Source organism: Paenibacillus sp. HGF5 (assembly GCF_000204455.1).
Taxonomy (GTDB): Bacteria; Bacillota; Bacilli; order Paenibacillales; family Paenibacillaceae; genus Paenibacillus_AQ; species Paenibacillus_AQ lautus_A.
Genome location: NZ_AEXS01000079.1, coordinates 1 through 13685, shown reverse-complemented (window position 1 = coordinate 13685; position 13685 = coordinate 1). Strand labels below are relative to the sequence as shown.

Genomic DNA, 13685 nt, shown 5'->3' with positions numbered 1-13685 from the left:
GAATTTGCTCTAGCATACGCTAGTATAGCAAAATTTTCATAGAGTTCCAATTGCATGATGTCATAGAATCGATAAGAGTAAGCTTGTTGATTTTTTAAACTTTCCAGTATAATAATTGAAGGAATTCATACATAACCTGATGATTACATGCATAGGGGGATAAAGGCGTGTTTAAATTCTGGAAAAACAAAAAGGGCGGGAACAGCGGAGAGAATTCGTCGCTCCCGGCAGCGGAAGAGAGAAAGGAAGCCGTGCCGGACCAGATCATCGAGCTTACGGGCCGCGAGGTTCAGCGCAGCGTGGCCCCTGTTCTGGGCATGACGGTGCTTGACTTGGCCGAGCGGAATGAGGTGGATTGGAACTCTTTTTGCAAAAGAGGGACGTGTGCGCGCTGCCGCTGCATGGTGGTGGAGGGAATCGAGTATCTGTCCGAACCCAATCTGGCCGAAGAACGGCGCCTGGATCCGGAAGAAATCGAAGAGGGGTACCGTCTCGGATGCCAGAGCAGGATCGAAGCGGTCGGCCCCGTCAAAATCAAGCATGCTCCATACTTTTGACGATATAGAAGGACATATAACAGTAATATAAATAAAGCAGGCAGCCGTACCATTGCGGCTGCCTGCTTTATTGAAAGGAAAACAAACTAAAATTCCTTCACTCCACGGCCATTTTGCTCTGTTCCCGGAACGAGCTTGGCGTTTGACCGGTAATTTTCTTGAATAACATCGAGAAATACTTGTCGTTGCCGTAGCCGACTTGGGAAGCAACCTCATGCACCGGCATTTCGGAATCCGCCAGCAGGCGCTTGGCCTCTTCAATCCGGCGGGATATCAAGTAATTGAAGGGGGAATCGCCGACTTCTTTTTTGAACAGATGGGATAAATAATGCTGGCTGACATACATCGTATCGGCAATGTCCTTGAGGCTGATGCTCTGGGTGTAGTTGGCGTCGATAAAGTGCTTGGTCCGCAGCGCGATTTCATTCTTGCCCTTCAGGGATTGGAATTGGTGTTTAACGTCCACGATGCGATAAATCACGGTAATCAATGACATCAGCAGGTTCGTGCTCAGCGTTTCATATCCCAGTACCTGCGAATCGCATTCGCGGAGGATCTCGGAAAGATAGCTCTCCACTTTATAAGCGTATTTCTCGCAGGATATGACCGGCTCGACATAGGCCGGCAGCAGCATCCCCTGAGGCACCCCTTCAATGTGAAGCGAATCCACGCCGCAATAGATGACCTTGAATGGCCCGTCCGTGATGGATTTCTCCTCATGGGGAATGCCAGGGTTATAGATGGCGACATCGCCTTTGTTAAGCTCATATACTTTACCTGCTATGGTGAATTCTCCGCGTCCTTCAACCACATAGATGATCTCGCAGAAATCGTGGATTTGCGGCGGGCCATAAAAGAAGTCCTCGTCCACGACCTGGCCGGCAAAGAGCAGCTGCGGATTTTTGATGAAGCGGAAGTGATCGCTTTTACTATGCGAGATTTCGATTTTTGGCACGGTCTCGTCCCTCCTGAAAGCAGCATCCTTTTCCTATTATAATGCATATTGCTCCTCGATGCCGAAATCGTTTGCAGCCCGCTTACGCAAAGGTACACTGTCTTGCTGAAATTGGGGACCGATATAACAAAATAGTGGGTTATCCTTGAGCCCGTATCAACTTACAATGATGTCATAATCCTTATAGGGAGGCGTGACATACATGACAATTGAAAACGATTACAGATGGCGGGACGGATTTCCGAAAATCGGCATTCGCCCTACGATAGATGGCAGAAGGAGAGGGGTAAGGGAATCCCTTGAGGAACAGACCATGAATCTGGCCAAGGCCGTCGCCGAGATGCTGACGAAAGAGCTTAAATATCCGAATGGCGAACCGGTTGAATGCGTGATTGCGGATACTTGCATCGGCGGCGTTGCCGAAGCGACCGCAGCGGCCAAGAAGTTCAAGAATGCCGAGGTCGGTCTGACGATAACCGTTACGCCTTGCTGGTGTTACGGAACGGAAACGATGGATGCGGATCCTTCGCGTCCGAAGGCAGTATGGGGCTTCAACGGAACAGGGCGTCCGGGCGCGGTGTATTTGGCAGCCGTCTTGTCGGCCCATGCGCAGAAGGGACTTCCCGCATTCGGCATCTATGGCGAAGACGTTCAGGATGAAGGGGATACCCGCATTCCGGATGACGTTCAAGAGAAGCTCCTGCGTTTTGCGCGGAGCGGGCTGGCTGCGGCCTATATGCGCGGACAATCGTACTTGTCCATGGGCTCCGTGTCGATGGGCATCGCCGGCTCGATCGTGGACGACAGCTTCTTCCAGGAATATCTGGGCATGCGGAATGAATATGTGGATATGAGCGAGTTTACGCGCCGTTTGGAGGAAGGGATCTATGATCCTGAAGAGTATGAAAAGGCGCTTGCTTGGGTGAAGGAGAACTGCACGGAAGGACCGGATAACAATCCGGATCATCTGCAGAACAGCCGGGAGCGCAAGGATCTGGAATGGGAAACCGTCGTCAAAATGACGCTGATCACCCGTGATTTGATGATCGGCAATCCGCGATTGAAGGAGCTTGGTTTCGAAGAGGAGGCCCAAGGCCACAGCGCGATCGCTTCCGGCTTCCAGGGGCAGCGGCAATGGACGGATCACTCCCCGAACGGAGATTTTCTGGAGACCATCCTCAACTCCTCCTTCGATTGGAACGGCAGACGTTCGCCGTATATCGTGGCAACGGAGAATGACAGCCTGAACGGAGTCGGCATGCTGTTCGGATACCTGTTAACCAATACGGCACAGATTTTCGCGGATGTGCGGACGTACTGGAGTCCGGCTTCGGTAGAACGGGTTACCGGCTATAAGCTTGAGGGCAAAGCGGAAAACGGCATCCTGCATTTGATCAATTCCGGTTCGGCCGCACTGGACGGAACGGGCGAGCAGGAGCTTGACGGCAAGCCGGCCATGAAACCGTTCTGGGATATCACGGATGAAGAGGTTGACCGCACGCTCAAGGCCACGCAGTGGAGACCGGCTAACCTGGAGTATTTCCGTGGCGGCGGTTACTCAACCGACTACCTGACGCGCGGCGGCATGCCGATGACGATGTTCCGCCTTAACCTGGTGAAAGGGCTTGGTCCCGTCCTGCAAATCGCCGAAGGCTATTCCGTGGATCTGCCGTCGGAGGTGCACGATACGCTCGATAAGCGTACAGACCCGACATGGCCAACGACCTGGTTCGTACCGAACCTCACGGGAGAGGGAGCCTTCTCCAGCGTTTATGAGGTCATGAACCAGTGGGGAGCCAATCACGGCGTGATCAGTTACGGACATATCGGAGCAGATCTTATCACCCTGGCTTCGGTGCTGCGAATTCCGGTCAACATGCATAATGTGCCCGCTAATGAGGTGTTCCGTCCGCGTGCATGGGGCATGTTTGGAACGTCCGATCCGGAAAGCGCCGATTTCCGCGCTTGCCAGAACTTCGGTCCTCTATATAAATAAGGTCATTCGAGAGGAGAGCGAATCATGCTGAATGTAGAAACGAGAAACGAGCTCTGCAAGTATGCCAAAAAAATCGTCGACAACGGACTCGTTGTAGGGCCTGGAGGGAACATCAGCGCCAGGGCAGGGGACAAAATGTATTTGTCCCCGAGCGGTTTTGCGCTGGAGGAGATCGAGCCGGAGCAATGGATCGAAGTGGATATCCCGACGGGCGATATTACCGATATTGGTCTGCGGCCTTCCTCCGAAGTGCTGATGCACCTGTACGGATACCGCAGCAACCCTGACATCGGGGCCATGGTGCATACGCATCCGTCCCATTGCATTGCCTTTACGCTGGTGGAACAGGAGCTGCCGGTGATGTTCCCCGATCAGGCGGCATTGGTCGGCCGTACGGCTTATATCCCGTACATCATACCAACGACGGATTTGTTGGCAGATGCCGTCGCGGAGAAAGTGACCACGGCCAGCTCCATACTGCTGGGTAATCATGGACTGGTCACAACCGGCCGGAATCTGCGCGAAGCGTATTACCGGACCCAAGTGGTTGAAGAGAGCGCCAAAATTTATCTGAGCGCCAAGGCGGCCGGCACGCCGGTGCCGCTGACAGATCAGGAAGTAGACGATATTGCTGCTCTGGAGAGCGAGGATTATCGGATTCAGCTTCTGCAGAAGATGAAATAAATGTCGAGTTAAGGTTCGGATCTCGGATAGTTGGAATTTGAATCGGTATCGTACTAAAGGTGAGAAAGGATGCGGCGTATGAGCAATTCATCTGCGGTGCTTGCGTTTGACTTGGGGGCCAGCAGCGGCCGGGCGCTGCTGGGCGAAATCACCGCTTCTGATCATGACTCCCCCGGCATACTGAAGATCACGGAGATTCATCGTTTTGCCAATACTCCTGTTCAGATGGGAGATCATCTGCACTGGAACTTCCCGATGCTGCTCCAGGAGGTCAAGCACGGCATCCGTAAAGCGTTTCAGGACGGTTATCGACCGGTCAGCTATGGCATCGATTCGTGGGGCGTCGATTATGGACTGATTGACCGCAACGGGGAGCTCATCGGAGTGCCTTATCATTACCGGGACCTCCGGACGGAAGGGATGGTGGAGGAAACCTGCAAGCAGGTTGGCAGAGAGCGGCTGTTTCAAGAAAGCGGCCTGCAATTCATGCCGTTTAACACCATCTTCCAGTTGAATGCGATGCTTAAGGCGAAGTCGCCGATGCTAGATATCGCGGACAAGTTCCTGCTCACGCCGGATCTTCTGAACTATTTTCTTACAGGGGTTCAAGCATGCGAGTTCACCATGGCAACCACGACCCAGCTGTATCATGTTACGGAAGGCAAGTGGAATGAGCGGTTAATGGATGAGCTGGGACTTCCCTCGTCCTTGTTCCTTGAACCCGTACAGCCGGGAAGCGTGATTGGCAGGCTGCAGGATGCCGTAGCGCAAGAGCTTGGCGTTCCGGCGATCGAAGCGATTGCCGTGGCGTCGCACGATACGGAATCCGCCGTGGTGGCCGTTCCGGCGAATGCCGCTCGGTTTGCTTATCTCGTATGCGGGACCTGGTCGCTTCTCGGAACCGAGCTGCCGGAGCCGCTCGTTCACCCGGACGTGCTGGAAGAAGACTTCTCCAATGAGGGCGGGGCTTATCAGTCCTTTCAATTGCTGAAGAATATCATGGGCCTCTGGATTCTTCAGGAGTGCAAGCGGCAGTGGGAAAATCAGGGACTGAAGTATTCTTATGCAGAGCTGGTTGAGCTCGCGGAGGACGCGGAGCCTTTCCGCAGCCTCATCCATCCCGATGATCTGCGCTTCATGAATCCGGCCGATATGACGGCTGAAATTCGGGATTATTGCCGGGAGACCGGGCAGCCCGTTCCGCAAAGCGCCGGTGAGTATGTCCAGTGCATACTGCAAAGCCTGGCCCTAAGATACCGGGAAGTGCTTGAACGGATGGAAGTCCTGACCGGGCAGTCGTACGATGGGCTTCATATGGTTGGCGGCGGCATTCAAAACGAGCTGTTATGCCGGTATACGGCGAATGCCATGGGCCGTACGGTGTGGGCCGGTCCGGTCGAAGCCAGCGCCATCGGGAACATGCTGGTTCAATTTGTGGCCAATGGCACGCTGCGCAGCAGGGAAGAGGGAGTCGAGCTCGTGAAGCGGTCTTTTCCGCTGGCCTGGTATGAACCCGAATCCCGTGAGGATTGGGAGGCAGCGTTCCTGCGTTACAAGTCCTTGATCGGGCAGCAGCAGGCACAGCCGTGATCATAAAAGCGTTCAGGGACTGACAGCTCCCTGGCTCAGATTCTCATCTTGCTTCAAAATCTGATAAAGAAGGATGTCGTTCCATGCTAAAAGGCATATCTCATTTGCTCTCGCCTGAGCTGCTGAAAATACTTATGGAGATGGGGCACGCGGATGAAATCGTTCTCGGCGACGCCAATTTCCCTGCAGCCAGTCACGCCCGGCGGTTGGTCCGGGCAGACGGACACGGAATCCCTGCGTTATTAAACGCCATATTGCCGTTATTTCCGCTGGATACGTACGTTGAATCCCCGGTAGCCCTGATGGCCGTCACCCCCGGAGATACCGTGAAAACGCCGATCTGGGAGGATTACCGCCAGATTGTGAAGGAGTTTCACGCCGTTCCCGTTGAATTCGATGAGATGGAGCGTTTCTCGTTCTATGAACGCGCCAAGAATGCGTATGCCATCGTGTCGACGGGCGAACAAGCGCTGTATGCCAATGTTATCCTTAAAAAGGGCGTAGTCGTTTAGGCTGCCTGGTGCAATAGTTAGAGAAGAGATCGCTGCGGCGGTTCTTTTTTTCGGTTTCAAATTGTCCAAACCGTTTTCATGATCATGCGTAAAAAATGAATACAACTGTGCAGGATTGAACTACAATGAGCATTAGGCCAGATTGAACAAGCGGGAAAGTAAGACGCCCAGATGATTCTGGCAAATACATACCATCATAAAAATGAAGGTGATATTGTGAGAGGAACATACGCATCGTTATCGGTCGTATCAACGGCAACTAATTATATTATGGAGCAAGACAATGTAATGACGCGTACCTATCGTACCTATATCAAACCGAGAGAGTCCGGGCAGCTTGAGCTGAGATTCTGGCACAGCAACTCGGTAGATTCCACGTGGGATGTGGGCTCGGTGGCCAAAGGGAGTATGCCAGGGGGAGCGTGGCGGATTGAAGCGGCTTATGCTGCCGATGGCGGCACCGGCCGGAATGGGCAGGTTGTGCCTGGGACAAGCGTGCAGGTTATGTTTGACGGGAATCCGGGCAAAGTGGTAGCTCCCGACGAGACGTTTTGGAGCGATCCGTTGCAGATCGAACTGCCCAAGGGACATGATTTGGCGTTCACTTGGACCATAACGACGCTTTCATCAGGTAAAACGGTGCCATACAATACGGAGGGGCTGCTTGTAACGGCTTATGAAGCTGAAGGGAATAAGGCGGATGATGAGTTTGGAGCAGCGTTCGTGCCGGCAGTGAGCCGCTTGGTCATGCCTGCTTTTGCCGGGTATGCCAGAACGGTCAAGCAGCGGATGATCTTCCTAGGGGACTCTATTACACAAGGCGTAAGAACTGCGAAAGACGGTTACCAATACTGGGTGTCCCGCATTGCGGATGGCCTCGGGCAGGACTACAGCGTATGGAATATCGGTTCCGGCTGGGCAAGGGCATATGATGCATCGGCAGACGGTCCGTGGCTCGCGAAGGCAGCCGAAGGAGATATTGTTGCCATAGCGCTTGGGGTAAATGATATCGATATCGGAGCGAGAAGCTCCCGGGAACTGCTGGATGATTTATCATCGATTGTAAGGCGTTTGAAACAGAGGGAGGACGGAACAAAAGCTCGTATCATTCTCTTTACAGTACCCCCGTTCAATTTTATGGGAGACAGGGAAGCGGTATGGCGTACCGTCAACGAATCGATTCGCACCCGTCCTCCGGAAGGCGTGGACGCCGTGTTCGATATCGCAGATATTCTGTCCCGTCCTGCTCCGGAGGAACATCGGATCGAGCCGAAGTATATGAGTTCTTCGGATGATCCGCATCCGAACGGCCTAGCAGGAGCGGTGATTGCTGAAGCTTTCCTGAAGTGGTTTGAGGCGCAGCCGAAAAACTAAATCCGCATAGGCGGTTGAAAACGGAGATTTACTCAGATGGAAATGGACGGGTCGGTTTCATGCCAATGGTTGGTGGAGAAAACAGCGCCAGTCAGACCGTAATCGGTCTGACTGGTCGTGGCTTCTTCAAACTGCAATAAGACGATAACTGGCTGATTGGCGTCGTTCGTCACTGTATCGGTTATACCTCCACAGCTGTTCCGCTGACGGCCACCATCAGCATTCCCTCACGAATGACCTCATAGTCGATGTCCACCGCTACGATAGCGTTGGCCCCCATTCGCTCAGCCTTGTCTTTCATCTCGGCAAACGCTACATCCCTTGCTTCCTGCAGCTTGTTCTCGTAGGCACCCGAGCGCCCACCAACAAAATCGGTAATGGAGGCCATAAAGTCCCTCACTACATTAGCGCCCATAATGACTTCGCCGTTCACAATGCCGATATACCTTTTAACCGGGTAACCTTCAATGGTAGATGTTGTTGTCATAATCATATGATATTCCTTCTTTCAAATAATTTTTATATAGCGTTTACGAATAAAAACACCTTTCACCTGATGCTGATTTGGATTGCAGTACTAAGAAGCATACGATCGATTACCAGCGTGGGTGCTTTCTTTTAGTACGCCGACAGAAGAGGATTGGTTTCATGAATGGGCGTAAGAAGACAATTATACGATGGAAAATGCTCATTGAAGCTGCAAAGCAAGTGGCCAATAGGCGGTTGTTTCCTAATGTATAGTAGTCACGCAAACAAATCTTGCATTGAAACCTGTAAGCCTGGATAAAGGTTGGATTCCGCAAAAGAGCCATGGGCTTGCGAGAAGTAGTTCACATCCGCGATCTCGCCGTCGGACAAGGAAAAGAGGATGACTTGAGCTTTCATCCGATCGATGATCCAAATTTAAAAGTAGGATGATTTTTTCGAACAGTTTGCTTCTGCTGCAGGATCTAAGGCTGCATTGAAACTCACGGATTTGTGGCGTACGGTATTTCTCGCGCCTTGCAAAGTCTTACCTGCGCTTTCGGTACACTTTAGGAGATAGGCCATACACCTTCGAGAACTGTCGGGTAAAATAATTGCTGTCGTTGAATCCGCTCTGATAAGAAATGTCCGAAATCGGAAGGGGTGTCGTCTTTAACAGCCTGCATGCGTGCTCCAAGCGGAGCTGCAGAAGATAGGCGAAAGGCGTTGTTTGGTAATAGGATTGGAATATCCGATTCAAATGCCTGACGGATATATTGGATTTGGCCGCAATTTCATCACGAGAAATAGGCTGCAAATAGTGATCCTCCATAAAGGAAATGGCTTTCGCCAAATGCATCAGATTAATTTGGGCTCCGTGACGCTCTTGCTTTTCATATTGCCGTGACAGCTGGACGACGAGCTCCATAAATCGCGAACGCAGGATGGTCTGGTAGCCCTGCAGCTTGTTCGCGTATTCCTCAATCATGAAGTCAACAACGGACGATATGTAATCCAGACTTGAGATCGGCAGGCTCATCTTGCTCAAGGCATGGTTGATATTGCGGTAATACGGTTCTAGAACGAAAAGCGCCTGATACCCGTTCGATCTTTTGAACTCAGGACCTGCCGATTCCAGCATCTCGGGCTTATACATGATGTTGCAAATACGAAACTCATGCGGGTCTTTATATCCATGGGAGGTTGTGCCGTTAATGACAAAGACGTCCCCCTTCTTGATAAACGATTCCTCTGTGTTGACGATATGGGTGGCATTCCCGTGCAAAACGATAACGAGTTCGGAGAAATCAACATGGCGATGCACATACATATCCTCCTCATGTCGGCCGTATTGAATAAAGAACTTAAATTGTTCATCGTTTGTAAACCAATCCAAATGTACGCTTCTCATTCGACTACCCTCCCAAATATATTATGCAGTGTCTTGATGTCCTTATCATGCTATATTCAGGCTCTAAGATCAAGGAATAAGGACAAAACTAGAAGATATAATAGGATCTGAAAGTGAGTCGCTCTAAACCATTCATACACAAAAGCCTTGAAAAAATGTTCTGCTGGCGACTGACAAGAAGATATTGAACAGGGGGTAATGGCATGAAACACTGGAAGGGATTATCGCCGCTCTTGGCTATGATGATGCTGGTTACGTTTATTCTGGCTGCGTGCAGCAGCGGTGACAACGGCAATTCCGCAGGCAGCGAAGGGGGAGATTTGAAACCGGTTACAATTTCATATTTCAGCGCCGATTCGAACGCGAACTGGGCAAGTATGCAGGATGCTGTCGGCAAAAAGCTGACCGAGACGACCGGCGTTACGATCCAAGCCGAATTTGCGGTTGACGGTTCCAATCAGAAGCTGCCGCTGATGGTAGCGAGCGGTGAATATCCGGATCTCGTTTACGCTAAAGGCGATGCGAATCTGTTCGTTGATTCGGGCGCTTTTATCGACCTTACCGATTTGATCGAAGAACATGCACCGAACCTGAAAAAGCTCTATGGGGATTACATGAACCGTCTGAAGTGGAGCAACGAGGATGAGTCGATCTATGTTCTTCCGACGCTGAATGCGGTGGATCATCAGCAATTGGATGCTGGCGGAAACTTTCATATCCAGCATGAAGTGCTGAAAGAGCTCGGTTATCCGGAAATCAAGACCGTCAAGGATTTTGAGAAGGCGCTGAAGGATTATTATGAGAAACACCCGGCGATCGACGGTCAGCCAACGATTCCGTTGACGCTCAATGCGGATGGATGGCGATTCATGATCTCCGTAACGGATGCGGCCGTGATTGCTACCGGTTTGTCAGGGGATGGGGAGTATTATGTTGATCCGGAAACGTATGAAGCGAAATTGCACTACAGACGTCCGGAGGACAAGGAATACTTCCGCTGGTTGAATCATCTCAACGCCACGGGCATATTGGACAATGAAACGTTCGTTCAGAAGACGGACCAGTACGAAGCAAAGATCGCCTCAGGCCGCGTTCTTGGCGTCATTGACGCCGATTGGGGGTTTGGAAACCCGACGAATGCGCTGAGAACGGCCGGCAAAGAGAACCGTACCTATGCGAGATTCCCGATCCAATTGGATGAGACGACCAAGGACGCTTCGTTCCAGAATGCAGGGTATGCAGCAGGCTGGGGAGTAGGCATCACGACATCCGCGAAGGATCCGGTACGGATCATCAAGTTCTTGGATTATCTGGCTTCCGAAGAAGGGCAAATTTTGATGAACTGGGGCATTGAAGGCGAGCATTACAATGTCAAAGACGGCAAACGCGTCATTCTGGAGGACGTGCAGGACCGCAAAGTTAACGACAACGCCAGCTTCACCAAAGAGAGCGGAATTGGATTATATAACAGCTTGTTTCCTCGTTATGGCGACGGCGCGAAGGATTCGACCGGAAATTATTATACGACCAACTTCCCGGAACAAATCAAGGCCAATTATACGCCATCAGCCAAAGAAACGCTGCAAGCGTATGGTGCGGAAATGTGGAAGGATCTCTGGCCAAAGTCGGAGGAATTTCCAACGAAGCCGTGGGGTGCGGCATATCTTATTTCCCCGCCGATCGACTCCAATATTGCAATCACCTACAAGCGGGTTGAAGAGATTGTTCGCAAACGCATTCCGGAGATCATCCTTGCGGAGCCGTCCCAATTCGATGCCCTTTACGATCAGTTCATTCAAGATCTGAACGCTGCCGGGGCGGAAAAGATGGAGCAGGAATATTCGGAGCTGGTTCGTGATCGGGTTGAGCTGTGGAATAACTGAACCGTTTGATTTGAGGGGCAGGCCCAAAAGCTGCCTCTCTTTTATGCCAATCTGGTTTCACCATTGTTTCTTAGACCATCGTTTCTTAGACATAAATAAGAAGTGCAGAGGAGTGTTTTGTTTCATGAAGTTTAGCAACCCCATCCTACCGGGCTTTTATCCGGATCCAAGCATTTGCCGAGTTGGCGAAGATTATTATTTGGTGACGAGCACATTTGAGTATTTCCCGGGCGTTCCCATCTTTCATAGCAAGGACTTGGTAAATTGGAAGCAAATTGGCCATTGCCTTACATCGGAAAAACAACTGTCCCTTAAGAACGCCGGGAGCTCAGGGGGAATTTATGCCCCGACCCTTCGCTATCATGAGGGCTGGTATTATATGACGACAACCAACGTCAGCGGGATCGGCAACTTTTACGTCAAAAGCACGGATCCGGCAGGTCCTTGGTCTGATCCGATCCCTGTCGCCCAGCAAGGCATAGATCCTTCGCTGCTATTTGACGACGATGGTCGCGTCTATTTTCAGACGGCTTGCTACGGTAACGAGGGAGAGGGCATTTATCAATGCGAAATCGATATTGCAAGCGGCAAGAAGCTGACGGAAAGCCGTTTAATCTGGAGAGGAACCGGGGGAGCCAGTCCGGAAGCCCCGCATTTATACAAATTGGACGGTCTGTATTATTTAATGATTGCCGAGGGCGGAACCGAGTACGGACATATGGTCACGGTCTCGCGAGGCCGACATCCTTACGGGCCGTTTGAGCCTTGTCCCCACAATCCGATTCTGTCCCATCGAAGCAGGAGAAGCCCCATTCACGCGACAGGGCACGCGGATCTGGTGCAGGCTCAGGATGGCACGTGGTGGGCCGTTTTCTTGGGGATCAGGCCGGTTTCATACCCGATGCGCCATCATCTCGGCAGAGAAACTTATCTGGCTCCGGTAACATGGACGGCGGACGGTTGGCCGAGCATCGGTTTCGAGGGAAGGGTCGAGCAGGTAATGGACAGTCCTCAGCTGCCGGAATGCAGGTGGCCCGAAATGCCGTCCAGAGACGACTTCGATCACGCCTCCCTCGGTTTGGACTGGGTCTTTTTGCGCAACCCATTACCAGGGAGCTGGTCGCTGCAGGAACATCCGGGATATCTCGTGCTGCGGGGCACCCCATCGTCCTTGAACGACGCGGCATCCCCTGCTTTCGTCGGGCGACGATTATGCCACTTTTCTTGCAATGTATCCGCTGCTCTGGACTTTGAGCCCGCAAACGAGGGGGAAGAAGCCGGATTAACCGTTTTTATGAATGAAAGGTATCATTATGATCTGGCCGTAAAGCTTATAAACGGGGAAAAAACGATCGTATTCAGACGTACCGTGGGGTCGCTTAGCGTAGAACAAACCAGCCGATGTCCGGAGGGGCCTGTCGTGTTACGAATCGAAGCAATGCCGGAGCATTTCCGATTCTCCATGGGGCAAAGCACATCGGAGATCCTGAGTATGGGATCAGGTGAAACCCATCTGCTTGCGACGGAAGTAGCCGGCGGATTTACAGGATTAATGATTGCTATGTATGCATTCGGCGACAACGGAACAACCCCTGCGCTGTTCGACTGGTTTGATTATGAAGTCATCGATAGCCGGGCCGAATAGTCGAAATCGAAATGATGAAAGAGATAGGACCGTTTATTTCGGTAACATGTTAAGAAGCAGAAAAAGACATCTCCCTTGCGGCAGATGTCTTTTTCGTGAACCTTGTTACCCGCCGCAGCGGGTTCTTTGCTCACCGTTCAAGCCACCACCTGAACGGTGAGATACAGCACCTCCAGCAGGATCGGCGTTCCGGCCAGAAGCACATCGCCGGGAGAATACAAGGTTAGTGCCTCCGAAGTGATGGTGTAGATACGGCCTTCCTGAATCATACCGTTGATATACACGGTCGAGGAGCTGTTCGGACCTACCATAATGCTCTGAAATGCCTGGTTACCGTCGTCATCCGTAAATTGTCCGGCAGATATGACGAAGGGATCATCCAGATTAACCTCGGACATCAATACGTAAAAATAGCGAAGCGTGGTCGGCAGCACGTTAATCTCCGGCACGATTACGCTTCCGGGGATTCCTTGAGGGCCTTGCGGCCCCGTAGGCCCCTGGATTCCAGCAGGCCCCTCCATACCTGGGTTGCCTGGAGCGCCCTGGGGGCCTTGGGGTCCCATCGGTCCGGGAATGCCCGCCGGTCCCTCCAAGCCTTGGGTGCCAGGAGTGC

The 13685-nt window shown here is 51.9% G+C and carries 12 protein-coding genes; 8 read left to right on the top strand and 4 right to left on the bottom strand.

Translation table 11 applies throughout. The annotated features are described in order from the left end of the window. The first annotated feature begins 167 nt into the window (after nucleotides 1-167). Entirely contained in the window at nucleotides 168-557 is a 390-nt protein-coding gene (locus HMPREF9412_RS13310; RefSeq protein ID WP_009592099.1) for a 2Fe-2S iron-sulfur cluster-binding protein, read from the top strand. A gap of 97 nt (nucleotides 558-654) precedes the next feature. Here the strand turns inward: HMPREF9412_RS13310 and HMPREF9412_RS13305 are convergent, their stop codons facing one another. After that, complete coding sequence (locus HMPREF9412_RS13305; RefSeq protein ID WP_009592112.1) at nucleotides 655-1512, bottom strand: AraC family transcriptional regulator; 858 nt, start codon at nucleotides 1510-1512, stop codon at nucleotides 655-657. Nucleotides 1513-1714: 202 nt separating this feature from the next. Between HMPREF9412_RS13305 and HMPREF9412_RS13300 the strand changes: the two genes are divergently transcribed. The 5 genes from HMPREF9412_RS13300 (at nucleotide 1715) to HMPREF9412_RS13280 (ending at nucleotide 7668) form a co-directional block, all read left to right on the top strand. Continuing rightward, the gene (locus HMPREF9412_RS13300; protein ID WP_009592101.1) at nucleotides 1715-3508 is read left to right on the top strand and encodes an L-fucose isomerase; all 1794 of its coding nucleotides are present in this window, start codon (nucleotides 1715-1717) and stop codon (nucleotides 3506-3508) included. A gap of 24 nt (nucleotides 3509-3532) precedes the next feature. Next, nucleotides 3533-4192: a class II aldolase/adducin family protein gene (locus tag HMPREF9412_RS13295; protein ID WP_009592074.1), complete on the top strand. Its 660-nt coding sequence runs from the start codon at nucleotides 3533-3535 to the stop codon at nucleotides 4190-4192. Nucleotides 4193-4270: 78 nt separating this feature from the next. Further along, nucleotides 4271-5782 carry a rhamnulokinase gene (locus HMPREF9412_RS13290; RefSeq protein ID WP_009592114.1) on the top strand — a complete coding sequence of 504 codons (1512 nt, stop codon included), beginning with the start codon at nucleotides 4271-4273 and terminating at the stop codon, nucleotides 5780-5782. Between the two features lie 83 nt (nucleotides 5783-5865). After that, nucleotides 5866-6294 (top strand): L-fucose mutarotase, encoded by a 429-nt coding sequence (gene fucU, locus HMPREF9412_RS13285; protein ID WP_009592083.1) that lies wholly within the window; start codon nucleotides 5866-5868, stop codon nucleotides 6292-6294. A 216-nt stretch (nucleotides 6295-6510) separates the two neighbouring features. Beyond that, nucleotides 6511-7668 (top strand): SGNH/GDSL hydrolase family protein, encoded by a 1158-nt coding sequence (locus tag HMPREF9412_RS13280; protein WP_139083951.1) that lies wholly within the window; start codon nucleotides 6511-6513, stop codon nucleotides 7666-7668. Nucleotides 7669-7849: 181 nt separating this feature from the next. Here the strand turns inward: HMPREF9412_RS13280 and HMPREF9412_RS13275 are convergent, their stop codons facing one another. Together HMPREF9412_RS13275 and HMPREF9412_RS13270 are read right to left on the bottom strand one after the other, a co-directional pair. Next, nucleotides 7850-8161: a YbjQ family protein gene (locus HMPREF9412_RS13275; protein ID WP_009592092.1), complete on the bottom strand. Its 312-nt coding sequence runs from the start codon at nucleotides 8159-8161 to the stop codon at nucleotides 7850-7852. Between the two features lie 519 nt (nucleotides 8162-8680). Then, nucleotides 8681-9544 (bottom strand): AraC family transcriptional regulator, encoded by an 864-nt coding sequence (locus HMPREF9412_RS13270; protein ID WP_009592079.1) that lies wholly within the window; start codon nucleotides 9542-9544, stop codon nucleotides 8681-8683. A gap of 203 nt (nucleotides 9545-9747) precedes the next feature. On the opposite strand from HMPREF9412_RS13270, the gene HMPREF9412_RS13265 reads away from it, so the two are divergent. Further along, entirely contained in the window at nucleotides 9748-11427 is a 1680-nt protein-coding gene (locus HMPREF9412_RS13265; RefSeq protein WP_009592077.1) for an ABC transporter substrate-binding protein, read from the top strand. 124 nt (nucleotides 11428-11551) lie between these two features. Continuing rightward, a complete protein-coding gene (locus HMPREF9412_RS13260) occupies nucleotides 11552-13072 on the top strand; it encodes a glycoside hydrolase family 43 protein (RefSeq protein ID WP_009592084.1) in 1521 nt (506 codons plus the stop codon). Nucleotides 13073-13209: 137 nt separating this feature from the next. Here the strand turns inward: HMPREF9412_RS13260 and HMPREF9412_RS33590 are convergent. Then, nucleotides 13210-13685 (bottom strand): DUF4183 domain-containing protein (locus HMPREF9412_RS33590; protein WP_175320769.1); only part of this gene is annotated, 476 nt, incomplete at its 5' end.